The organism is Streptomyces sp. NPDC026659 (assembly GCF_040638245.1).
In the GTDB taxonomy this organism is placed as follows: Bacteria; Actinomycetota; Actinomycetes; order Streptomycetales; family Streptomycetaceae; genus Streptomyces.
In genome coordinates this window covers 137,644-160,777 of record NZ_JBEZXY010000007.1, presented here as the reverse complement: position 1 = coordinate 160,777, position 23,134 = coordinate 137,644, and the positions used below count along the sequence as shown (strand labels likewise).

21 protein-coding genes are annotated in these 23,134 nt (G+C 73.1%); 15 read left to right on the top strand and 6 right to left on the bottom strand.

From position 1 onward, the window contains the following. Positions 1 to 146 precede the first annotated feature (146 nt). The 3 genes from AB0E91_RS19150 (at position 147) to AB0E91_RS19140 (ending at position 3,659) form a co-directional block, all read left to right on the top strand. Complete coding sequence (locus tag AB0E91_RS19150) at positions 147 to 1,187, top strand: NlpC/P60 family protein (RefSeq protein WP_361107835.1); 1,041 nt, start codon at positions 147 to 149, stop codon at positions 1,185 to 1,187. Between the two features lie 215 nt (positions 1,188 to 1,402). Beyond that, positions 1,403 to 2,413: an NlpC/P60 family protein gene (locus tag AB0E91_RS19145; protein ID WP_361783548.1), complete on the top strand. Its 1,011-nt coding sequence runs from the start codon at positions 1,403 to 1,405 to the stop codon at positions 2,411 to 2,413. A gap of 73 nt (positions 2,414 to 2,486) precedes the next feature. Next, on the top strand, positions 2,487 to 3,659 hold the full coding sequence (locus AB0E91_RS19140; RefSeq protein ID WP_361783545.1) for a hypothetical protein: 1,173 nt from the start codon (positions 2,487 to 2,489) through the stop codon (positions 3,657 to 3,659). Between the two features lie 6 nt (positions 3,660 to 3,665). Here AB0E91_RS19140 and AB0E91_RS19135 read toward each other — a convergent pair whose 3' ends face one another. Further along, positions 3,666 to 4,901, bottom strand: a complete 1,236-nt coding sequence (locus AB0E91_RS19135) for a glycosyltransferase family 87 protein (protein ID WP_361783542.1) — start codon at positions 4,899 to 4,901, stop codon at positions 3,666 to 3,668. A 161-nt stretch (positions 4,902 to 5,062) separates the two neighbouring features. Between AB0E91_RS19135 and AB0E91_RS19130 the strand changes: the two genes are divergently transcribed. Further along, positions 5,063 to 6,205: a glycosyltransferase family 4 protein gene (locus tag AB0E91_RS19130; RefSeq protein WP_361782840.1), complete on the top strand. Its 1,143-nt coding sequence runs from the start codon at positions 5,063 to 5,065 to the stop codon at positions 6,203 to 6,205. 43 nt (positions 6,206 to 6,248) lie between these two features. Here the strand turns inward: AB0E91_RS19130 and AB0E91_RS19125 are convergent, their stop codons facing one another. Continuing rightward, complete coding sequence (locus tag AB0E91_RS19125; RefSeq protein WP_361782837.1) at positions 6,249 to 8,045, bottom strand: AMP-dependent synthetase/ligase; 1,797 nt, start codon at positions 8,043 to 8,045, stop codon at positions 6,249 to 6,251. A 297-nt stretch (positions 8,046 to 8,342) separates the two neighbouring features. On the opposite strand from AB0E91_RS19125, the gene AB0E91_RS19120 reads away from it, so the two are divergent. The 6 genes from AB0E91_RS19120 to AB0E91_RS19095 all read left to right on the top strand — a co-directional run bounded on the left by AB0E91_RS19120 (position 8,343) and on the right by AB0E91_RS19095 (position 14,141). After that, entirely contained in the window at positions 8,343 to 9,140 is a 798-nt protein-coding gene (locus AB0E91_RS19120; RefSeq protein ID WP_361782834.1) for a metallophosphoesterase, read from the top strand. 143 nt (positions 9,141 to 9,283) lie between these two features. Then, a complete protein-coding gene (locus AB0E91_RS19115; protein ID WP_161181046.1) occupies positions 9,284 to 9,721 on the top strand; it encodes an SRPBCC family protein in 438 nt (145 codons plus the stop codon). A 743-nt stretch (positions 9,722 to 10,464) separates the two neighbouring features. Then, positions 10,465 to 11,637, top strand: a complete 1,173-nt coding sequence (locus AB0E91_RS19110) for an ArsA-related P-loop ATPase (protein ID WP_361782831.1) — start codon at positions 10,465 to 10,467, stop codon at positions 11,635 to 11,637. Positions 11,638 to 11,719: 82 nt separating this feature from the next. Beyond that, a complete protein-coding gene (locus AB0E91_RS19105; RefSeq protein WP_361782828.1) occupies positions 11,720 to 12,226 on the top strand; it encodes a DUF5304 domain-containing protein in 507 nt (168 codons plus the stop codon). A 78-nt stretch (positions 12,227 to 12,304) separates the two neighbouring features. After that, the gene (locus AB0E91_RS19100) at positions 12,305 to 13,258 is read left to right on the top strand and encodes an ROK family glucokinase (RefSeq protein WP_161181044.1); all 954 of its coding nucleotides are present in this window, start codon (positions 12,305 to 12,307) and stop codon (positions 13,256 to 13,258) included. A 133-nt stretch (positions 13,259 to 13,391) separates the two neighbouring features. After that, positions 13,392 to 14,141: an endonuclease/exonuclease/phosphatase family protein gene (locus AB0E91_RS19095; protein ID WP_361782823.1), complete on the top strand. Its 750-nt coding sequence runs from the start codon at positions 13,392 to 13,394 to the stop codon at positions 14,139 to 14,141. Positions 14,142 to 14,147: 6 nt separating this feature from the next. Here the strand turns inward: AB0E91_RS19095 and AB0E91_RS19090 are convergent, their stop codons facing one another. Together AB0E91_RS19090 and AB0E91_RS19085 are read right to left on the bottom strand one after the other, a co-directional pair. Next, positions 14,148 to 14,807 (bottom strand): hypothetical protein, encoded by a 660-nt coding sequence (locus AB0E91_RS19090; protein WP_361782820.1) that lies wholly within the window; start codon positions 14,805 to 14,807, stop codon positions 14,148 to 14,150. Further along, positions 14,800 to 15,579, bottom strand: a complete 780-nt coding sequence (locus AB0E91_RS19085; protein ID WP_361782817.1) for an alpha/beta fold hydrolase — start codon at positions 15,577 to 15,579, stop codon at positions 14,800 to 14,802. The genes AB0E91_RS19090 and AB0E91_RS19085 overlap by 8 nt, the downstream gene beginning before the upstream one ends. A gap of 194 nt (positions 15,580 to 15,773) precedes the next feature. On the opposite strand from AB0E91_RS19085, the gene AB0E91_RS19080 reads away from it, so the two are divergent. The 4 genes from AB0E91_RS19080 (at position 15,774) to AB0E91_RS19065 (ending at position 19,586) form a co-directional block, all read left to right on the top strand. Next, positions 15,774 to 16,511 (top strand): lysophospholipid acyltransferase family protein, encoded by a 738-nt coding sequence (locus AB0E91_RS19080; protein WP_361782814.1) that lies wholly within the window; start codon positions 15,774 to 15,776, stop codon positions 16,509 to 16,511. Positions 16,512 to 16,562: 51 nt separating this feature from the next. Beyond that, on the top strand, positions 16,563 to 17,765 hold the full coding sequence (locus tag AB0E91_RS19075; protein ID WP_361782811.1) for a DUF5931 domain-containing protein: 1,203 nt from the start codon (positions 16,563 to 16,565) through the stop codon (positions 17,763 to 17,765). After that, entirely contained in the window at positions 17,762 to 18,436 is a 675-nt protein-coding gene (locus tag AB0E91_RS19070; RefSeq protein WP_161180136.1) for a response regulator transcription factor, read from the top strand. Before AB0E91_RS19075 ends, AB0E91_RS19070 begins: the two co-directional genes overlap by 4 nt. A gap of 121 nt (positions 18,437 to 18,557) precedes the next feature. After that, positions 18,558 to 19,586: a 6-phosphofructokinase gene (locus AB0E91_RS19065; protein WP_361782808.1), complete on the top strand. Its 1,029-nt coding sequence runs from the start codon at positions 18,558 to 18,560 to the stop codon at positions 19,584 to 19,586. 3 nt (positions 19,587 to 19,589) lie between these two features. Here AB0E91_RS19065 and AB0E91_RS19060 read toward each other — a convergent pair whose 3' ends face one another. Continuing rightward, positions 19,590 to 21,482, bottom strand: a complete 1,893-nt coding sequence (locus AB0E91_RS19060; protein WP_361782806.1) for an anthranilate synthase family protein — start codon at positions 21,480 to 21,482, stop codon at positions 19,590 to 19,592. A gap of 117 nt (positions 21,483 to 21,599) precedes the next feature. After that, positions 21,600 to 21,656, bottom strand: coding sequence for a trp operon leader peptide (locus tag AB0E91_RS19055; RefSeq protein ID WP_107440922.1), 57 nt, complete (start codon positions 21,654 to 21,656; stop codon positions 21,600 to 21,602). 105 nt (positions 21,657 to 21,761) lie between these two features. Between AB0E91_RS19055 and AB0E91_RS19050 the strand changes: the two genes are divergently transcribed. Next, a complete protein-coding gene (locus AB0E91_RS19050) occupies positions 21,762 to 23,117 on the top strand; it encodes a class II 3-deoxy-7-phosphoheptulonate synthase (RefSeq protein WP_361782803.1) in 1,356 nt (451 codons plus the stop codon). Positions 23,118 to 23,134: the final 17 nt, after the last annotated feature.

The following is a 23,134-nucleotide window of genomic DNA, read 5'->3' as shown; positions in this document are numbered from 1 at the left end:
GTCACTTCTTGTGAGTTGAGTGCAAAAAATGCAGGGTGGGTTTGGATTTTTTGCTGTGAGGATTTGAACTGATCACAACTGGGTCACTAGGGTCAGGGCTCGAACCTCCTAGCGGGTGATCACTCACAAGAAGGAGTTCCTACTCCGTGGCGTCCCACCGTCGACCCAAGCAGCCGAACCGCACGCGTGTCACCGTGCTGACCGCAGCAGCCGCCGCCGCTGTCGCGCTGAGCGCGAACGCGGCCAACGCGGCCCCGACCGAGCAGCTCGGCAAGAGCGAGGTCAAGGCGAAGGTCGACAAGCTCTACGAGCAGGCCGAGCAGGCCACCGAGAAGTACAACGGTGCCAAGGAGAAGCAGGAGAAGCTCCAGAAGGAGATCTCCACCATCCAGGACAACGTCGCGCGCGGTCAGCAGGACCTCAACAAGCTGCGCGACGGCCTGGGTTCGATGGCCACCGCCCAGTACCGCTCGGGCGGCCTGGACCCCTCCGTCCAGCTCTTCCTCTCCTCCGACCCGGACGACTACCTCGACAAGGCGTCCACGCTGGACCAGTTGAGCGCCCAGCAGGTCGAGGGTCTGAAGAAGATCCAGGACAAGCAGCGCGAACTCGCCCAGGAGCGCGCCGAGGCCACCGAGAAGCTCAAGGACCTCGCCGCCACCCGCACCGAGCTCGGCAAGAAGAAGCAGGAAGTCCAGGGCAAGCTCGCCGAGGCGCAGAAGCTGCTCAACTCCCTTACCGCCAAGGAGAAGCAGGAGCTCGCCGACCAGCAGGCGCGCGCCGACCGCTCCTCCGCCCAGCGCGTCGAACTCGGCGGCAACGTCAAGGGCTCCGGCTTCGCGGGCGCCGCGTTCTCCGCCGCCCAGTCCCAGATCGGCAAGCCGTACGTCTACGGCGCCACCGGCCCCTCCTCCTTCGACTGCTCGGGCCTGACCTCCTGGGCCTACGCCCAGGCCGGCGTCTCCATCCCGCGCACCTCCGAGTCGCAGGCCAACATCGGCACGCGGATCTACTCCACGAGCGACCTTCAGGTCGGCGACCTCGTCTTCTTCTTCAACGACATCCACCACGTCGGTCTCTACGCGGGCAACGGCCAGATCCTGCACGCCCCGCGCACCGGCACGGTCGTCCGCTACGAGTCGATGAGCACCATCGGCGGCCCGTTCATGTTCGGCGTCCGCGTCTGACGAGCCCTCCGAACGGGCGAATCACACCGCCGCCCGTCCACCCCGCGCCCCGCCCCTGACCTGCGTCGGTGGCGGGGCGTCACCGTGCGTGTCCGCCGGGGTCTTTGGCCGCCGCCCGGTCCTGCGGTTATGGTCTGGCGCGTTTCCCCGGCGTCGCGGGTCTCCCCGTCCCCGGTGCCGGGGAAACGGTCATGTCCGCCAGCGGAAGGACTGCCGTGGGGGCCCATCGCCGCCTCGCCACCACCGGATGCGACCGGGGCACCGCCGCCCTGTGCGTGCTGTCGGCCGCGGCCGCCGCGCTCGGCGCCGTCCCGGCCCACGCGACACCGCACCCGGGCGCCCGGGCCGAACTGGACCGGCTCTACGCGCAGGCCGAGCGGGCCACCGAGGACTACGACCGGGCCGACGAGCGCGCCGACGCCCTGCGCCGCGAGGTCCATCTCGCCCAGGACCGCCTCGCGCGCGGCCAGCAGAAGGTCAACGACCTGCGGGAGAAGCTCGGTTCGCTCGCCGGGGCCGAGTACCGCTCCGGCGGCCTGGACCCCTCGGTCGCCCTGTTCCTCTCCGCCCGCCCCGAGCACTACCTCGACCAGGCGTCCGTCCTCGACCGCGTCGGCACCCGGCAGGCCGGACAGCTCCGCGAGCTGCGCACCACCCTGCGCGAGGTCGCCCAGGAACGCGCCGAGGCCGCCGGGAAGCTCGCCGACCTCGAACGCGGCCGCGCGGCCGTCGCCCGGCACAAGCGGAACGTGCGCGCCAAACTCGCCGCCGCCCGCCGCCTGTTCGACTCCCTGCCCGCCTCCGAGCGCGCCGCCTACGACCGCGCGGGCCGCTCCGGACGCCCCGGCCTGGACGTGCTCCTCGGCGCGGGCGCCCCCGACGCCCGCGCGGCCGCCGCGCTCGCCGCCGCCCGCTCCGTCCTCGGCCGCCCGTACGTGTGGGGCGCGAGCGGCCCCTCCGCCTTCGACTGTTCGGGCCTCATGCAGTGGGCCTACGCCCACGCGGGCATCCAGCTCCCGCGCACCTCCCAGGAACAGCGCTTCGCGGGCCGCCGCGTCTCCCTCGCCGAGGCCCGCCCCGGCGACCTGGTCTTCTACCGCTCCGACGCCAGCCATGTCGCGATGTACGTCGGCCACGGCCAGGTCGTCCACGCCCCGCACCCAGGCGCCGCCGTCCGCTTCGACCCGGTCGGCATGATGCCCGTCTCCTGGGTGACCCGGCCCTGAGCCCGCGGTGCTCCGCACCCTCCGGGCCCTCTACGATCGGACGATGGCCGGCCGGGCACGGGTGTGGAGCGTCATGGCGGCGGCGCTCTGTCTGCCGCTCGCCGCCTGTGGCACGCCCGCCCCCGGTGACACGGCCAAGGCCCAGGTGCAGCGCCTCCTGGACCGCCGCGCCACCGCCCTGCTCGGTCACGACGAGCAGGGCTGGGCCGCGACCGGCACCCGCACCGCCTACCCCCGGCTGCGCGCCCTCCCGCTGGCCTCCTGGACCTACAGGGTCACCGCCGTGCACCGCACCGGCACCGGAGCCGCCGCCGACGCCGAACTGCGCTACCGCATCGCGGGCTACGACACCGCCCCCGCCGTCACCCGCCGCACCCTCACCCTCGGCCGTGCCGCCGACGGCGGCTGGTACGTCACCGCCGACGCCCCCGCCCGCTCCGCCGGACGCCAGCTGTGGGACGAGGGCACCGTCACCGCCGTCCGGGGCGCCCACAGCCTGGTGCTCGGCACCGGGGCGAGCGCCGCCGAGCTGCGCGGGTACGCCCGGCTCGCGGACCGCGCCGTACCGGCCGTCACCGGGGCCTGGGGCACCGGCTGGGCGCGCCGGGTCGTGGTCGTCGTACCGCCCACCCTGGACGGCATGGCGGCGCTGCTCGGCTCGCCCGCCTCCGAGTACCGGGGGATCGCCGCCGTCACCACCGCCGAGACCGGCGACGCCGGGGACACCCCGGCGGACCGGGTGATCGTCAACCCGGAGGCGTACGGGGCGCTCGGCGACCTCGGCAAGCAGGTCGTGCTCACCCACGAGACCACCCATGTCGCCACCCGCGCCGCCACCACCCCGGCCACCCCGCTCTGGCTCTCCGAGGGCTGCGCCGACTGGACCGGCTACCTCGGCACCGGCCGCACCCCCGCCGAGATCGCCCCCGAACTCGCCCGCGCCGTACGCGAAGGGCACACCCCGGACGCGCTCCCCGCCGACCGGGACTTCGGCTTCACCAGCGACCCCACCCGGCTCGCCCAGTCCTACGAGGCGGGCTGGCTGGCCTGCCGGATGATCGCCGACCGCTGGGGCGAGCCCCGGCTGCGCGCCTTCTACCGCGCCGTCGGCGCCCACGGACGGCGCGCGGGCGCGGTCGAGGAGGCCCTGAAGCGGGTGCTCGGCACCACGCCCGCCGAGTTCACCGCGCAGTGGCAGCGGTACACCCGCGACCAGCTGGACCGAGTCCGCTCAGGAAAGGGCTGAGCCCGCTCAGGAGCTGACCGGCGCCTCGTCGGCCGGGGCGGACTGCGGCGGGACCGGTGCGACGGGCGCCGGGGGCACCGTGGAGCGCCACAGCCGGCGGCACGCGCAGACGCCGGCGGCGACCAGCAGCCCGTTGCGGACGAACATCAGGGTGACGCCGTACCAGTCGCTGGTCACCACGTGGATGAAGCCGAGCGGGAACTCCAGGACCGTCACCAGGGAGGCCACGACGACCAGCGCGGCCGGCAGGCCCATGCGGGAGGAACGGTACGTCAGACAGACGGCGGCCAGCCCGATCAGCCAGACCAGGTACTGCGGGCTGATGACCCGGCTGGTGACGGTGAACAGCAGCACCGCCGTGAACGCGGCCTCCGCGAGCGTGGCCGGGCCCCTGCGGGTCACCCGCAGCCGCCAGATCACCAGCCAGCCGAACGCGGCCCCGGTCAGCACCAGCGCGGCCGTGCTCACCACGTCGACCCAGGGGCCGAGGAACTCGATCGAGCCGTAGTTCAGCAGCACCTGGCCCTCCCAGCCGAACTGCCGGGCCACATGGAAGACCAGCGCGCCCAGCGACTCCACCTCCGTGCCCCGGTCCCGCTGGAAGGTCAGGAAGGCGAACGCGCCCGGCATCGACACCGCGAACAGCGCCGCGAGCCCGGCCGCGGTGACCGCCGCCGAGCCCCACGTACGGCGCTTGAAGGAGCCCGCGAGCAGCAGCGCGGGCCACACCTTCACCATCGCGCCGAGGGCGGTCAGCGCGCCCATGACGCGGGGATGCCGGGCGGCCGTCAGCAGCGCGGCCACGGCGACGGCGGTCACCATCAGGTCGTAGCGGGCGTAGACCGTGGGGCCGAGCAGCGGGACGCCGGCGGTCCAGGCCCACAGGCCGCGCCGGGAGCGTCCCGGCCGGCCTCCCGTGCGCCACAGCATGCCGAGCACGACGAGGTCGGCGGCGCAGGCCAGGACGTAGAAGGCGGACGGGTAGTCCAGGAAGGGCAGCAGCGCGGGGGAGAGGATCGCGAGCGCGGCCGCGGGCGGGTACTGCCAGGTCACATCGTCCAGGGGAAACGTTCCTTGACGCAGGACCTCGTACCAGCCCCGGTAGATCACCGACACGTCCGAGGTGACGTCCGGGCCCGGGAAGACGTAGACCTTGAACACGCACAGCAGCAGCAGGGCGCGGGTCGCCGCCCACAGGACCGCCGGTGCCGCCGGGAGGAGCCGGGCGCCCTTGGTGTCCACGTGATCCCCTGCCGGTCGGTTGCGGGCCCTGCGCATGGCGCGCGTGACGCGCGTCGGAAGACTCATGATGTCCTTTACGGCTGTACCCCTGCCACAGACTCCGCCGGGACCGGAACCCGGCCGGGCGAACGGGTCCGGGCGGCCCGGTAATGTCGGCGGCGATGCACAAGACCCTGATCGTGACCAACGACTTCCCGCCCCGCCCCGGCGGCATCCAGGCGTTCCTGCACAACATGGCGCTGCGCCTGGACCCCGAGGACATTGTCGTCTACGCCTCCACCTGGAAGCGCGGCCGGGAGGGCGCCGAGGCCACGGCCGCCTTCGACGCCGAGCAGCCCTTCACCGTCGTACGCGACCGTACGACCATGCTGCTGCCCACCCCGGGGGCGACCCGGCGGGCGGTGGGGCTGCTGCGGGAGCACGGCTGCACCTCGGTGTGGTTCGGGGCGGCGGCGCCGCTCGGACTGATGGCGCCCGCGCTGCGCAGGGCCGGTGCCGAGCGCCTGGTGGCGACCACCCACGGGCACGAGGCGGGGTGGGCCCAGCTGCCCGCCGCCCGGCAACTGCTGCGCCGGATCGGCGACGCCACGGACACGGTCACCTACCTCGGCGAGTACACCCGCTCGCGGATCGCGGGCGCGCTCAGCCCCGAGGCGGCCGCGCGGATGGTCCAGCTGCCGCCGGGCGTCGACGAGAAGACCTTCCACCCCGGCTCCGGCGGGGACGCGGTGCGCGCCCGGCTGGGGCTCACCGACCGGCCGGTCGTGGTGTGCGTCTCCCGGCTGGTGCCGAGGAAGGGCCAGGACACCCTGATCCGCGCCATGCCCCGCATCCTGGCCGCCGAGCCGGACACGGTGCTGCTGATCGTGGGCGGTGGCCCCTACGAGCGTGAACTGCGCCGTCTGACCCGGGAGTTGGGCGTCTCGGGCGCCGTGCGCTTCACCGGCGCCGTGCCCTGGTCGGAGCTGCCCGCGCACTACGGCGCCGGAGACGTGTTCGCGATGCCGTGCCGCACCCGGCGCGGGGGCCTGGACGTCGAGGGCCTCGGCATCGTCTACCTGGAGGCGTCCGCGACCGGGCTGCCGGTCGTCGCCGGGGACTCGGGCGGTGCGCCCGACGCCGTGCTCGACGGCGAGACCGGCTGGGTCGTGCGGGGCGGGGAACCGGCGGAGGCCGCCGAGCGGATCACCGCCCTCCTCGCCGACGAGGCGCTGCGCCGCCGGATGGGCGAGCGCGGACGCGCCTGGGTCGAGGAGAAGTGGCGGTGGGACCTGCTGGCCGAGCGGCTGCGGGACCTGCTGTAGACCGCGCCCGCGGGGCGGCGGTCTGCCTGGCGCAGGCGGCGGCCTACTTGGCGTAGATCGCCTCGATCTCGTCCGCGAAGTCCTTGGCCGCCACGTTCCGCTTCAGCTTCAGCGACGGGGTGAGGTGGCCCGACTCCTCGGTGAACTGGGTCGGCAGGATGCGGAACTTGCGGACCGACTCGGCCTTGGACACGGCCGCGTTGCCGTCGTCCACGGCCGCCTGGACCGCCGCGTTCAGGTCGGCGTCGTCGCGCAGGGAGGCCGCGGTGGAGCCCGCGGGCTTGCCGTGCTCGGCGGCCCAGCGGCCGAGGAACTCCTCGTCGATGGTGACCAGCGCGCCGACGAACGGCCGCCCGTCGCCCACCACCATGCACTCCGCGACCAGCGCGTGCGCCCGGATACGGTCCTCTATCACCGCCGGGGCGACGTTCTTGCCGCCCGCCGTGACGATGATCTCCTTCTTGCGGCCGGTGATCCGGAGGTAGCCGTCCTCGTCGAGGGTGCCGATGTCGCCGGTGTGGAACCAGCCGTCGGCCAGCGCCTCTTCGGTCGCGGCCGGGTTGTTCCAGTACTCCTTGAACAGGTGCTCGCCGTGCAGCAGCACCTCGCCGTCGTCCGCTATGCGCACGACCGAGCCGGGCAGCGGCTGGCCGACCGTGCCGATCTTCTGCCGGTCCCACGGGTTGAACGCGGTCGCCGCGCAGGACTCGGTCAGGCCGTAGCCCTCCAGGACCGTGAAGCCGATGCCGCGGAAGAAGTGGCCGAGCCGCTCGCCCAGCGGGGCGCCGCCCGAGATCGCGTACTCGCCCCGGCCGCCGAGCACCGCGCGCAGCTTGCCGTAGACCAGCTTGTCGAAGACCTTGTGCTTGAGCCGCAGCCCCAGGGACGGGCCCGCGGCGGTGTCCTGGGCCTTGCTGTAGGCGATCGCGGTGTCCGTGGCCTTGTCGAAGATCGCGCCCTTGCCGTCCGCCTGCGCCTTGGCACGCGCGGAGTTGTAGACCTTCTCGAAGACGCGCGGGACGCCCAGGACCATCGTCGGGCGGAACGAGGCCAGCTCGTCGGTGAGGTTCTTGATGTCCGGGACACAGCCCAGCTTGATCGGCGCCATCATCGGCGCGACCTGCACCAGCCGGCCGAAGACGTGCGCGAGCGGGAGGAACAGCAGCACCGAGCACTCACCGGTGCGGAACAGCGGGCGCAGCCGCTCGACGATGTTGCCGCACTCGGCGAAGAAGCTGCGGTGGGTGAGCACACAGCCCTTCGGGCGCCCGGTGGTGCCGCTGGTGTAGACGATGGTGGCCGGGTCGTCGGCCTTGGCGAGCGAGCTGCGCTCCTGCACGGTCTCGTCCGAGACGTCCGCGCCGAGCCGCCCCAGCTCCGCGACGCCGTCGGCCTCGATCTGCCACACGTGCTTGAGCGCGGGCAACTCCTCGCGCACCGACTCCACGGCCGCCGCGTGCGTGTCCAGCTCGACGACACAGGCGGTCGCGCCCGAGTCGGAGAGAATCCAGCGCACCTGCTCCGGCGAGCTGGTCTCGTACACCGGCACGGTGACCGCGCCCGCGCTCCAGATCGCGAAGTCGAGCAGCGTCCACTCGTACCGGGTGCGGGACATCAGGCCCACCCGGTCGCCCGGCTGCACCCCGGCGGCGATCAGCCCCTTGGCGGCGGTGTGCACCTCGGCGAGGAACTGACGCGCGGTCACGTCCTGCCAGACGCCACCGGACTTGCGGGCGATCACGGCGACGTCCGGGTGCTGCGCGGCGTTTCTCCGGACGATGTCCGTCAGGTTGCCGTCCGAAGGGACCTCGTACATGGCCGGAAGGCTGAACTCGCGCAAGACTGCTGCTCCTCATAGGGCGCCGGCGCCACGACACTGTGTGATGCGACGGTGCGGTCCACGGCTGGGGCGGTGCTCGGGGCCCCTCCTGGCGGGAATCCGGAGCACGACTTGGACTGCCCGGACGTTACCCGCCGGTATGGCGTCTACGACAGGGGGGCCGGGCGAGATGTTCGCTGCGTCACACAGGATGGCGTTGCTTCGCGCAGACTAGTCGACATGGCCGCCGACGGGCGAGTAACCGCAGGCAGCGGCGGCACTGTTCACGTACACCGCACACGCCTACGCTTGATCGCCATGGCTTCTCCACGTGCCCGTAAGGCAGGGACGCGCGTCCATGTGGTCAGCGACGTCCACGGCAACGCCCGGGACCTGGCCCGCGCCGGTGAGGGCGCGGACGCCCTGATCTGCCTCGGCGACCTCGTCCTCTTCCTCGACTACGCCGACCACTCGCGCGGCATCTTCCCCGACCTCTTCGGCGAAACCAACGCGGACCGCATCGTCGAGCTGCGCACCGCCCGCCGCTTCGAGGAGGCCCGGGCCTTCGGCGCCGAGCTGTGGGCGGGGCTCGGCACGGACCGCCGTACGGCGATCGAGTCCGCGGTGCGCCGCCAGTACGCCGAGCTGTTCGCCGCCTTCCCGACCCCTACGTACGCCACCTACGGCAACGTCGACATGCCCCCGCTCTGGCGCGAGTACGCCGGTGAGGGCACCACCGTCCTCGACGGCGAGGTGGTCGAGATCGCCGGCCGCACCTTCGGCTTCGTCGGCGGCGGCCTGCGTACGCCCATGCGGACGCCGTACGAGATCGACGACGAGGAGTACGCGGCGAAGATCGAGGCGGTGGCCGGGGTGGACGTCCTGTGCACCCACATCCCCCCGGAGGTCCCCGACCTGGTCTACGACACGGTCGCGCGCCGCTTCGAGCGGGGCAGCCGTGCGTTGTTGTCCGCGATCAGGCGCACCCGCCCCCGCTACTCCCTCTTCGGCCACGTCCACCAGCCGCTGTCGCGCCGGATGCGGATCGGGTCCACGGAGTGCGTGAACGTGGGGCACTTCGCGGGGAGCGGGCGGCCCTGGGCGCTGGAGTGGTGAGGGGGCGCGGGCCGCGGGATGCGCGTTCGGGCGGGTGGGATGAAGGCGGCGGGGTGGTGGCGCGGTAGCCTTCGGGCTGCACACACGTGCGCAGCCCGCGCGCGGGAACCTCATCTCGGTCCGCATCTGGAGGAGCCACGGCGATGGCGGAACACACCAGTTCGAGCATCACGATCGAGGCGGCTCCGGCCGACGTCATGGCGGTGATCGCCGACTTCGCGCGCTACCCCGACTGGACCGGCGAGGTCAAGGAGGCGGAGGTGCTCGCGGCGGACCCGCGCGGCCGCGCCGAGCAGGTCCGCCTCGTCATGGACGCGGGCGCCATCAAGGACGACCAGACCCTCGCCTACACCTGGACCGGCGAGCACGAGGTCTCCTGGACCCTGGTCAAGTCCCAGATGCTCCGATCCCTGGACGGCACCTACGTCCTGGCCCCCTCCGGAGCGGCCACCGAGGTCACCTACCGCCTCACGGTCGACGTCAAGATCCCCATGCTCGGCATGATCAAGCGCAAGGCCGAGAAGGTCATCATCGACCGCGCGCTGGCGGGCCTGAAGAAGCGGGTCGAGACGGGGTCCTGACCCCGCCCGCGATCTTTCCGAGCCTGGCTGCACCCGGCGCCTGATACCGAGCCCGGTGGGCTGCGCCCGTATCCGCAGCGGGCTTGGTGGGATCCGCCGGTGCTTGTCGGGCTGCACTCGCGTGTGGTGGTCGTCGCCCTTCGGGCGGGCTGCGTCCGCCCGGCGGCCCCGCCCGCGCCGAACGAGGTGTGGTCGCCCGGTGGGTTCTGCCCGCGCCGAATGGTCCGCGCCTCGCCCGTCTCCCGTCTCTGTCCGGTGGCCCGGCGCCTGGGTCTGCGGGCTGCCCCTCCGGCCTGACGGCCGCGCGGGCGTCGCCCGGCGGCCGAGCCGCCCGGCGCGTCCCCGTGCGGCGCCCCAGGCGGTGGCGGTGGCGGTGGCGCGCAAGCGACAGACCTGCGGGCGGTTGGTGGGGCTGGGCGGCCCCAGCGGTCCGCACCTGCCTGCGGGCAGCCCTCGCCCCGACGGACGCGCCGCCCGCCCCACGGCACCTCGCGCCCACCCGATGGGCTGCGTCCACCCTTGGCGTGCTGCGCCCACCCCTGGCGTGCTGCGCCCGGCACCTACCCGTGAGCGTGGCTGCAGCGGCGGCCGCCCGGTGGGCCCGCACTCGGTGATCTGCGCATCTGGTCCGGCGCCCCACGGCATGTGGTCGGGCCCCCGGGGACCGGAAGCGCGCTGACACGCCGTCCGCTCTCAACTGCCGCCCCCCGCCCCGCCGGAGGCGTCCGTTAGCGTTCACCTCTATGCGCACCATCCTCATCACGGGCCCGGGCGGCAGCGGGCGTACCAGTGTCGCCGCCGCCACCGCGCTCGACGCCGCCCGCGAGGGCACCCGCACTCTCGTGCTCAGCGCCGACCGCGCGGACACCCTCGGCAGCACGCTGGGGTGTGCGACGGGGGCCGTTCCGGTGGAGGCGGGGGAGAACCTCACCGCGTGGCGGCCGGACGCGGCGGAGCGGTTCCGGGACGACCTCACCGCGTTCCAGAGCCGGGCCGCGAACGTCCTCGACCTGCTCGGGGCCGCGCGGCTGGACGCCGAGGAGGTGACCCCGCTGCCCGGCGCGGAGGAGCTGTCGCTGCTGCGGGCGCTGCGGGACGCTGCGTTGTCCGAGCGGTACGAACTGCTCGTCGTCGACCTGCCGCCGCTGCCGCAGGCACTCGCCCTGCTCGCGCTGCCCGAGGAGTTGCGCCGGTATCTGCGCAGGCTGCTGCCCCCCGAGCGGCAGGCGGCCCGCGCGCTGCGGCCCGTGCTCGGACGGCTCGCCGGGGTGCCGATGCCCGCGGACTGGCTGTACGAGACGGCGGGGCGCTGGGATCTGGAGCTGGCCGCCGTGGAGGCCGTCCTCGCGGACGCGGGCACCTCCGTACGGCTGGTCGCGGAGCCCGGACCCGCAGGGGCCGAGGCCGTACGGGACGCGACGCTCGGGCTCGCGCTGCGCGGACTGCGCCCCGAGGTGCTGATCGCCAACCGCGTGCTGCCCGAGGCCCCCGCCGACTCCTGGCTCGCCGGACCACTCGCCCAGCAGCGCAAGGCGCTGGACGAGTGGGAGGGGGAGCACGCCGTACGCCCCGTCGCCCACCTCGGCCGAGACCCCCAGGGCGCCGACGACCTCGCCGCGCTCGCCGTACCCCCCGTCACCCCCGCGCCCGCCCCGGTCGAGTGGCCCGTGACGGACCGGCTCGCGGAGGACGGCGTCCTGGTGTGGCGGCTGCCGCTGCCCGGCGCCGTGCGCGAGGGCCTGGACCTGATCCGGCGTGGGGACGAACTCGTCGTCAGCGCGGGCCAGTTCCACCGGATCGTCCCGCTGCCGTCCGCCCTGCGCCGCTGCACCGTCGCCGGTGCCGCGCTGCGCGACGGCGTCCTGGACGTACGGTTCGCCCCCGACCCCGCCCTGTGGCCCACGACCGGACGATGAGCCCGGCCGACGGGACGGGACGGTGAACGGGGTACCCCGTTCGGGTAACGTCGACAACGCGAACCGTAGTCAGGAGTCCGCCATGAGCGAAGAGCACCCCGCCCCCGACCCCCTCGAACCGGAGCCGAAGGGGGTGCCCGCCGGGGAGCGGAAGGCCGACGCCGACGCCTGGGCCACGGCCACCGCCGAGGACCTCGCGGCCGAGAAGGCCCGCCGCCGCGCCCAGCAGGGCCCGCCCCCGGGCTCCGCCGCCGAGGAGCTGCGCAAGCTGATGGGCACGGTGGCCGACAAGCTGTCCGGCCTCCAGTCCCCGCTGCTCGGCGCCGTCGCCGGACCCGCCGCCCAGCAGGTGGTGCGTCAGGTCGTCGAGCAGGCCAAGGCCGCCGTCGAGCCGGTGGTCGAGCGCAATCCGGACGTCTTCGACCATCTCGCCAACGCCGGTGCCGAACTGCTCGCGGCCTACCGCTCCGCCGTCCAGTCCCAGGAGCACCGCTGGACGGCCGGTCCCGCGGCCACCCCCGGCGACGGCGGCGACGACGGTCCGGGCCCCGCGGGCACCGGTCCCGGAGAGCGCATCGACCTGGACTGAAGCGCTCCCACAGCTCTCCCTCCACAGGGGCTCGGGTACCGTTGGCCATAGCGGGGCTCGACCGGAACTGAGGGATTCATGGGACTCACCATCGGCGTCGACATCGGCGGCACCAAGATCGCGGCCGGCGTGGTCGACGAGGAAGGCAACATCCTCTCGACCTTCAAGGTGCCGACCCCCAGCACGCCCGGGGCGATCGTGGACGCCATCGCCTCGGCCGTGGAGGGCGCGCGTGCCGGACACGACATCGTCGGCGTGGGCATCGGCGCGGCGGGTTACGTGAACCGCCAGCGCTCCACCGTGTACTTCGCGCCCAACATCGACTGGCGTCAGGAACCGCTCAAGGACGAGGTCGAGGCCCGCGTGGGCCTCCCCGTGGTCGTGGAGAACGACGCCAACGCGGCCGCCTGGGGCGAGTACAAGTTCGGCGCGGGCAAGGGTCACCGCAACGTCATCTGCATCACGCTGGGCACCGGCCTCGGCGGCGGCATCATCATCGGCAACAAGCTGCGCCGGGGTCACTTCGGCGTGGCCGCCGAGTTCGGCCACATCCGCATGGTCCCGGACGGCCTCCTGTGCGGCTGCGGCTCGCAGGGCTGCTGGGAGCAGTACGCCTCGGGCCGCGCCCTGGTGCGCTACGCCAAGCAGCGCGCCAACGCCACCCCCGAGAACGCCGAGATCCTGCTCGGCCTCGGCGACGGCACCCCCGACGGCATCGAGGGCAAGCACATCTCCATGGCCGCCCGTCAGGGCGACCCGGTGGCCGTCGACTCCTACCGCGAGCTGGCCCGCTGGGCCGGTGCCGGTCTCGCCGACCTGGCCTCGCTGTTCGACCCGTCCGCGTTCATCGTCGGCGGCGGCCTCTCGGACGAGGGCGAGCTGGTCCTCGACCCGATCCGCAAGTCCTACAAGCGCTGGCTGGTCGGCGGCAACTGGCGCCCGGTCGCCGACGTCATCGCCGCCCAGCTCGGCAACAAGGCGGGCATGGTGGGCGCGGCGGACCTGGCCCGGGAGCCCGCCCCGGTGATGTAAGGCCCACTGGTGGTTTTTGCTTTTAGGGGCGCGGGGAACTGCGCGACAAGCCACGATGTACCGGCAGTCGCAAACGATCCCCGCGCCCCAGGCCATTAGGCGCCCGAACACCAGAACCGCGTAGGTTGGCCGCATGGCAACCCCGTTCCCCAACTCCCGCACAGAACCAGATGGTTCAGCGGTCATCAGGGTCCTGACCTACAACGTCCGCTCCCTGAAGGACGACACCCGGGCCCTCGCAAGGGTGATCACCGCCTGCGCCCCCGACCTCGTCCTCCTCCAGGAAGCCCCCCGCTTCTTCCGCTGGCGCAAGAAGCTCACCCGCCTGGCGAACGCCACGGGCCAGACCTACCTCACCGGCGGAGCCCCCGCCGCAGGGCCGGCAATCCTCTGCTCGCTCCGGGCCACGGTCGACCGCACGGAAGACGCCCTCCTCCCGCTCACCCCCGGACTGCACCGGCGCGGCTTCGCCACCGCCGTGGTCCGTTTCGGACAGGCCCGTCTCGGCGTCCTCAGCTGCCATCTCAGCCTCCGGCAGGACGAACGCCGGGAACAGGGCGCCGCGCTCCTCGACCGCCTCGCCGGTATGGGCACCGAGCACGCGATCGCGGGCGGCGACCTCAACGAGGACCCCGGGGGACACACCTTCCAGAGCCTCGCCGCCGGACTCCAGGACTGCCGGACCACGGCCCCGCGGGGCGGCGCGGACACCTTCCCGGCCGACGCGCCCGAGCGCCGTATCGACGCGCTCTTCGCCACCAAGGGCATCGAGGTGCTGGCCTGCGGAGTACCGGCGGACCTGCCCGGGGTCACCGGGGAAGACCTGAGGGCGGCCTCGGACCATCTCCCGGTCCTGGCCGCCCTCAGAATCCCGGCGTCCTGAAGAACGTCAGACGACGGCCCCGCGCCCGGGGTCGTCGCCGCCCCCCTCCTCGTCGTCCGTGCGCATCCGCGTCACCAGCGTGACGAAGCCGCCGACGAAGCCGCCGATCCCGCAGGTCGCCAGCCACCAGGTCATCTCCCAGCCGAGCAGCACCGCGAGCAGCAGCAGGATGGGCCCGCCGACCACGCCGAGCCAGGCGAACTTCGCCGTGGTGTCCGCCACCGGCAGCGGCGGCGGCTCGGGCGGTACGAAGTGGCCCTCGTCGTCCTCGTCGAAGTCGTCCTCGGAGGACTCGGGAGCCTTGTAGTCGCGCGGCCCGGCCTGGGGCCCTATCCCGGGCGCGAACGAGACCGAACTGCCCAGCGGCCGGGCGGGCCGGGGCGTGCCCGGCTCCTCCCCGTCGCCGTCCTTGTCCGCGCCGTCCTTGTCCGCGTCGGGAGTGTCCGTGCCGGTGGCCACGGCGGGCTCCTCCGGGTCCATCTCCGGCAGCGCCAGATCCTCGACGGGCCGGAACGGCCGGGAACCCGGCGGGTCCACCGGCTCCTCGCCGTACCCGGCGACGATCGCCTTCCAGGCGGCCTCCTCGTCGAAGGGCACGCCCGGCACGCCCGGCTCCTCCGGCTCGCGCTCCTCGCGGCCCTCGCGATCGGAGTCGTGCTCAGCCAACTCTGGCCGTCCCTTCCTCGTCGGCTCGGGGTGCGAGCCGGCCGACGAAGGCAAGGCTCTCCTCGAAGATCCGGTCCGCGTCGTGGTCCAACGTCGCCACGTGGTAACTCTGTTCCAGCACGATCTCCGTTACGTCCGTGGAGGACACCCGGCTCAGCACCCGGGCGGAATCGGCCGCCGGAACCACATGGTCCCGCGCGCTGCGCAGCAGCAGCAACGGCTGGGTGACCCGCGGCAGCTCGCCGTCCAGACGGCGCAGGGACTCCCGCAGCGAGTGCGCGGCGTGCAGCGGAACCCGGTCGTAGCCCAGCTCCTCGGCGCCCTCCTTGGCGATGTCGCTGGCGATGCCCTTCGTGGAGGGCACGAGATGCCGGGCCACCGGAAGGGCGTACGCGGCGAGGCCGTGCACCCGGTTCGCCGGGTTGACGACGACCACCCCGGCGATCCGGTCGCCGTGCCGCGAGGCCAGCGCGAGGGAGAGCGCGCCGCCCATGGACAGACCGGCCACGAACACCTGGGAGCAGCGCTCGGCGAGGAGCCGCAGCTCGCGGTCGACCGTCGCGTACCAGTCGGCCCAGCCGGTGGCCGCCATGTCCTGCCAGCGGGTTCCGTGTCCGGGCAGCAGGGGCAGCGAGACGGTCAGGCCGTGCGCGGCGTGGTGCTCCGCCCAGGGGCGCAGCGACTGGGGCGAGCCGGTGAAGCCGTGACAGAGGAGGACACCCACCTCCCCGCCTTCGTGGCGGTACGGCTCTGCTCCGGGAAGGACCGGCACCTTGGGGCTCCTGTTCCGAGAAGGGGTGAAGGGGACTTTTCCGGTGCGTGCGGGACGGTTCGGGGAAAGCGGTGTTGCGGAACCGGCGGATGTGCTTCACCGTACGCGACCGTACCGACACCGACCAGGGTCGTCGGGTCCATCGGCCGCGGACCGGGTTAAGGTCTGTTCGACGGACCACAGGAGGAACACGGGTGTTGTACGGCACGATGAAGCTCGCCATCGGAGGGCCGCTCAAGGTCGCCTTCCGGCCCTGGGTGGAGGGTCTGGAGAACATCCCGGACGACGGCCCCGCGATCCTGGCGAGCAATCACCTGTCCTTCTCGGACTCGTTCTTCCTGCCCACGATGCTGCACCGCAAGGTCACCTTCATCGCCAAGGCGGAGTACTTCACCACCCCGGGCGTCAAGGGACGCCTGACCGCCGCCTTCTTCAAGGGCGTCGGACAGCTGCCCGTGGACCGCTCCGGCGCACGCGGCGCGGGCGAGGCGGCGATCAAGAGCGGCATAGACGTGCTCAAGCGCGGCGAGTTGTTCGGCATCTACCCCGAGGGCACCCGCTCGCCCGACGGCCGGCTCTACCGGGGCAAGCCCGGCGGCCTGGGACGCGTGGCACTGGCCACCGGCGCGCCGGTCATCCCGGTCGCGATGATCGACACCGAGAAGATCCAGCCGCCCGGCAAGGTGATGCCGAAGCTGATGCGGCCCGGCATCCGGATAGGCAAGCCCCTCGACTTCAGCCGCTACCAGGGCATGGACCACGACCGGTTCGTGCTGCGCGCGCTGACCGACGAGGTCATGTACGAGATCATGAAGCTCTCCGGCCAGGAGTACGTGGACATGTACGCGACCGCCGCCAAGCGGCAGCTCGCGGAGGCGGCGAAGGCCGCCAAGGAGTCCGCGCAGGCGGGGGCCGGGGACAAGCCGGAGTAGGGCCGGGCCGGGGGAGCACGGGGAAGAAGTACCGGGGGGACGGGGGCGGTCGTGGCCGGGCGTGAGCGGGTCCTGCGGATGTCGGTCGAGCTGCCGCTGTGGCGCGCGCTCGCCGGATGCCGCGTCCTGACGGCGCTGTACGCCGTCGGTCTGGGCGTCACCGGCTTCGGCCACTTCGTACGCCCCTGGGCCGCCGTCGCGTACTACGCGGTCCTCGTCGGGTGGACGGCCGTCACCCTGCCCCGGGTCACCGGCGCCGAGCGCTGCACCCGGAGGTTCCTCGCGGCCGACCTGACCGTCGCCGTGACGGGCATCCTGCTCACCCCGTTCACCGACGACCCCGCGCGGATCGCGGGCGGCGGACCCACCCTGCCCTCGATATGGACGGCCGGGGCGGTGCTGGCCTTCGCCCTCAAGGGCGGCTGGCGCTGGGCCGCGATCGCCTCCACGGCCGTTGCCGCCGCCAACCTGGTCGAACGCGGCGCCCCGACCCGCGACACCGTGCACAACGTCATCCTGGTCTGGCTCGCCTCCATCGCCATCGGCTACGTCGTCGAGGTCGCCCGCGCCTCCGAGCGCACCCTCGCCCGCGCCCTGGAGATCGAGGCCGCCACCCGGGAACGCGAGCGGCTGGCCCGCGACATCCACGACGGCGTGCTCCAGGTCCTCGCGATGGTGCAGCGGCGCGGCGTGGTCATCGGCGGGGAGGCGGCCGAGCTGGGGCGGCTCGCGGGCGAGCAGGAGGTCGCCCTGCGCATGCTGGTCTCCGGCGGTCTGCTGCCGGTCTCCCGTACGTCGGCGGACCCGAGTCCCGAGGAGCCCGGGGACGACGGCCCGCTCGACCTGCGCGCCCTGCTCGCCCCGTACGCCGGGGCCCGGGTGAGCCTGGCCGAGCCGGGCGCCCCGGTGCCGCTGCCCCCGGCCGCCGCGCGCGAGCTGGCGGCCGCCGTCGGCGCCGCCCTGGACAATGTGCGCGGACACGCGGGCGACGAGGCCCGCGCCTGGATCCTGGTCGAGGACGAGCCCGGTGCGATCGTGGTCACCGTCCGCGACGACGGCCCCGGCATCCCCGAGGGCCGTCTCGCCGAGGCCGAGGGCGAGGGCAGGCTCGGCGTGGCCCAGTCGATCCGGGGACGGCTGCGCGACCTCGGCGGCAGCGCCGAGGTGATCTCGGTGCCGGGCCAGGGCACGGAGGTCGAGCTGACGGTACCGAAGAGCGCCGAAGGGGCGCGGGGGAAGGCGGAGAAGCGATGACGGAGCAGGACCCGATCAAGGTCATGGTGGTGGACGACCACCCCATGTGGCGCGACGCGGTCGCCCGCGACCTGGCCGAGTCCGGCTTCGCCGTGGTCGCCACGGCGGGCGACGGCGAGCAGGCCGTACGCCGCGCCAAGGCCGCCGCCCCCGACGTGCTCGTGCTCGACCTGAACCTGCCCGCCAAGCCCGGCGTCCAGGTGTGCAAGGAGCTCGTCGCCCACGACCCGGCCCTGCGCGTCCTCGTGCTGTCCGCGAGCGGCGAGCACGCCGACGTGCTGGAGGCCGTGAAGTCCGGCGCCACCGGCTATCTGCTCAAGTCGGCCTCCACCGAGGAACTGACCGACGCCGTGCGCCGCACCGCGGCCGGTGACCCGGTGTTCACCCCGGGCCTGGCAGGACTCGTCCTCGGCGAGTACCGCCGCCTGGCCGCCGAGCCCGCCCCCGCGCCCGACACCGACGCCCCCGGCGCGCCCCGGCTCACCGACCGGGAGACCGAGGTGCTGCGCCTGGTCGCCAAGGGCCTGAGCTACAAGCAGATCGCCGAGCGCCTGGTCATCTCGCACCGCACGGTCCAGAACCACGTCCAGAACACCCTCGGCAAGCTCCAGCTGCACAACCGCGTCGAGCTGGTCCGCTACGCCATCGAGCGCGGCCTCGACGACGAGTAGCCCCCCTCCGGAACCCGCCCCCCGACCGCTGATTCACCGGAATCGCCCTTCCCACCTCGGTGCGTGAGCTGTATCACGATTAACGTGGCTGGGTCGGGACACCTCGGCGAAGGGACATTCCATGCGCGTCGGAGTACTGACCGGGGGCGGCGACTGCCCGGGTCTCAACGCCGTCATCCGAGGCATCGTCCGCAAGGGCGTGCAGGTGTACGGGTACGACTTCACCGGCTTCAAGGACGGCTGGCGCGGCCCGCTGGAGGGCCGCACCGTGCCGCTGGACATCCCCGCCGTGCGCGGCATCCTGCCCCGGGGCGGCACCATCCTCGGCTCCTCGCGGACCAACCCGCTCAAGGAGGAGGACGGGGTGCGCCGGGTCAAGGAGCACCTGCGCGAGGAGGGCGTGGACGCCCTGATCGCGATCGGCGGCGAGGACACCCTCGGGGTCGCCGCCGAGCTGTACGAGAAACACGGGGTGCCCTGTGTCGGGGTCCCCAAGACCATCGACAACGACCTCTCCGGCACCGACTACACCTTCGGCTTCGACACGGCCGTCAACATCGCCACCGAGGCCATCGACCGGCTGCACACCACCGCCGAGTCCCACATGCGGGTCCTGGTCTGCGAGGTCATGGGGCGGCACGCGGGCTGGATCGCCCTGCACTCCGGGCTCGCCGGGGGCGCGAACGTCATCCTCATCCCCGAGCGGCGCTTCGACGTGGACCAGGTGTGCGGCTGGATCACCTCCCGCTTCGAGGCGTCGTACGCCCCCATCGTCGTCATCGCCGAGGGCGCGATGCCCAGGGACGGGGACGTGGTGCTCAAGGACGAGTCCCTCGACTCCTTCGGGCACGTCCGGCTCTCCGGGGTCGGGGAGTGGCTGGCCAAGCAGATCGAGAAGCGCACCGGCAAGGAGGCCCGCACCACCGTGCTCGGGCACGTCCAGCGCGGGGGCACCCCGAGTGCCTTCGACCGCTGGCTGGCCACCCGCTTCGGGTTGCACGCCGTCGACTGCGTCCACGAGGGCGACTTCGGGGTGATGGTCGCCCTCCAGGGCACGGACATCGTGCGCGTCCCGATCGCGGAGGCCACGGCCACGCTGAAGACGGTGAAGCCGGAGCTGTACGAGGAGGCCGGGGTGTTCTTCGGCTGAGCCCTACGCGTCCGCCGTCCGGGGCCGCAGCACCAGGTCCCGGACCAGCGACGCGCCGTTCAGGGTCAGCACCGACTCGGGGTGGAACTGCACCGAGACGAACCGGTCCGCGCGCAGCGCGTGCACCTCGCCGTCGTGCGTACGGCTCACCTCCACGCCGTGCGCGGCCAGTTCGGCGGCGGCCTCGTCGTCGCAGCGCGCCACGAAGCTGTTGTAGAAACCGACCGTCTCCGGGCGCCCGAACAGGTCGACCGTGGTCTGCGCGCCCTGGTACGGCACCCGCTTGCGGACGATCTCCAGGCCCAGCTCCGCCGCGATCAGCTCGTGGCCCAGGCACACCCCGAACACCCCGTGCTCGTGCGCGCTCAGCGCGGCCGCCGTCAGCTCCCGCAGCGTCCGCATCTTCGGGTCCGCCGGGTCGCCCGGGTCGCCCGGTCCGGGGCCCAGCACCAGCGGGCCCTCGTGCGCGAGCGCGGTCTCCCGAAGGCCCGGCTCGTCGTAGCGGCGCACGGTCACCTCCAGGCCCGCCGAGCGCAGCACGTGCGCCAGCATCGACGTGAAGGTGTCCTCGCCGTCGACCACCAGCGCGTGCGCGCCGACCGGTGCCGCCGGCTCCCGCATCCGCAGCCAGAACGGCGCCAGCGCCGCGCGCCGCCCGTCCAGCGCGGCCCGCACCCGGGGGTCGTCCGCCAGCCGGGGCAGCGCCCGCTCGGCACGCGGTCTGCCGGGCCGTACCCCGAGCGCGGCGAGCACGCCCGCCGCCTTCGCGTGGGTCTCGGCCACCTCGCCCGCCGGGTCCGAGCCGCGCACCAGGGTCGCCCCGACCGGCACGCTCAGCCGGCCGTCGGCGGCGATGTCGGCGGTGCGGATCAGGATGGGGGAGTCCAGCGTGCGCGCGCCCCCGGCGTCCCGGCCCAGCAGGGCGAGGGCGCCCGCGTAGTAGCCGCGCCCGGTCGGCTCGTACCGCTCGATCACCCGGCAGGCGTTCTGCACCGGCGACCCGGTGACCGTCGCCGCGAACATGGTCTCCCGCAGCACGTCCCGCACGTCCAGCGAGGTCTTCCCGCGCAGCTCGTACTCGGTGTGCGCGAGGTGTGCCATCTCCTTCAGGCGCGGGCCGATCACGACCCCGCCCCGGTCGCCGACGGTGCACATCATCTTCAGTTCCTCGTCGACCACCATGGAGAGTTCCTCGGTCTCCTTGGCGTCGGCGAGGAAGTCGAGCAGGTGCTCCGGGGTCGGCCCCTCCGCCGGATAGCGGTACGTCCCGCTGATCGGGTTCATCACCACCGTGCCCCCGGACATCCGGACGTGCGCCTCGGGGCTCGCCCCGACCAGCGTGCGGTCCCCGGTGAACACCACGAACGTCCAGTACGAGCCGCGCTCACCGGCGAGCAGCCGCCGGAACAGCGCCAGCGCGTCGGTCCGCGAGAAGCCCGGGATCTCCCCCCGGTACGTCCGCCGGATCACGAAGTTGGCGCCCTCGCCGCGCCCGATCTCCTCGCGCAGCACCCGTCCGACGATCTCCGCGTACTCCTCGTCGGCCACGTCGAAACCGCCGTCCTCGACCCGCACCGCGTGGTCCGGCAGGGTGTCCAGCGCCCGCGCGAGCGGGACCTCGTACGACTCCTCGGGGGTCAGCACAAGCAGCGGAGTGCCGTCGTCGCGCACGTCGAAGCCGCGCTCACGGATCTGGCGGAACGGGATCAGTGCCAGGCCCTCGTCGGGCAGGTCGGCCAGGCGGTCGCGGGCGGTGACGGGCCCGAGCAGCACCTCCACCGAGGGCTCCTCGCGGCCCGGGGTGCGGCGGTGCAGCAGGGCGAAGGGGCGCGGGTCGTTGATGAGGCGGGTCAAGCCGGTGGGGTCGGCGGGGCCCGTGGGGTCGTTCGGGTTCATGGAGTCCTCTTGCGTCGGTCCGTGAAGCGGGACGGCGGACGCCGGTCGAGGAGAGGCTCCGGAAAACACCGAAGGCCGCCCCTCGGGCGGCCTTCGCGAAGTCTTGAGTACGCGCAGTCAGCGGGCCGCCGGAGAAGCGGTCCACCACCAGTTCTGGATCGAAAGCGCGAACATGGAAAAGACCCTACCGTACCGACGGGGCGTCCACGGGGCAGTCACTTCGTCTCACGTTTCGAGCCGAACCGGGAGCACGGGTTGCGACCCCGTAATGTTTACAGGGTGACCGTGAACGCTGATTCCCGAGCCGTCGCCGCCGAGGCGACCTGGCGAGACCTGCCCGCGGCGCAGCAGCCCGAATACCCGGATACCGAGGCTCTGCGCGAAGTGATCGCGGAGCTTTCGACCTATCCGCCCCTCGTCTTCGCCGGCGAGTGCGACCAGCTGCGTGCCCGTCTGGCGTCCGTCGCCAAGGGGGAGGCGTTCCTGCTCCAGGGCGGCGACTGCGCCGAATCCTTCGAGGCCGTCGGCGCGGAGGACATCCGGGCCAAGGTCAAGACGATCCTCCAGATGGGCGCCGTGCTGACCTACGCGGCCTCCGTACCGGTGGTCAAGGTCGGCCGGATCGCGGGCCAGTACTCCAAGCCGCGCTCCAAGCCCACCGAGACCCGTGACGGCGTGACCCTGCCGGTGTACCGGGGCGACTCCGTCAACGGCTTCGACTTCACCGAGAAGAGCCGCTACCCGGACCCCGAGCGCCTGAAGCGGATGTACCACGCCTCCGCCTCCACGCTGAACCTGGTCCGCGCCTTCACCACCGGCGGCTACGCCGACCTGCGCCAGGTGCACGCCTGGAACCAGGACTTCGTGAAGTCGTCCCCCTCCGGCCAGCGCTACGAGCAGCTGGCCCGGGAGATCGACCAGGCGCTGAACTTCATGCGGGCCTGCGGCGCCGAGCCGGAGGAGTTCAAGACCGTCGAGTTCTACTCCTCGCACGAGGCGCTGCTGCTCGACTACGAGACGGCCCTGACCCGGGTCGACTCCCGCACCGGCAAGCTGTACGACGTCTCCGGGCACATGGTGTGGATCGGTGAACGCACCCGCCAGCTGGACGGCGCGCACATCGAGTTCGCGTCCAAGGTGCGCAACCCGATCGGCATCAAGCTCGGCCCGACCACCACGGCCGAGGACGCGCTGCGCTACATCGACCGTCTCGACCCCGACCGGGAGCCGGGCCGGCTGACCTTCATCGTCCGCATGGGCGCCGACAAGATCCGCGACAAGCTCCCCGAGCTGGTCGAGAAGGTCACGGCCTCCGGCGCGACGGTGGCCTGGGTGACCGACCCGATGCACGGCAACACCTTCGAGGCGGCCTCCGGGCACAAGACCCGACGCTTCGACGACGTGCTCGACGAGGTCAAGGGCTTCTTCGAGGTCCACAAGGGCCTGGGCACCCACCCCGGCGGCATCCACGTGGAGCTGACCGGCGACGACGTCACCGAGTGCGTGGGCGGCGGCGACGAGATCTTCGTCGACGACCTCCACCAGCGCTACGAGACGGCCTGCGACCCCCGGCTGAACCGCAGCCAGTCGCTGGACCTCGCCTTCCTCGTCGCGGAGATGTACCGGGACCAGTGAGGCCGAAGTGGCCTGAA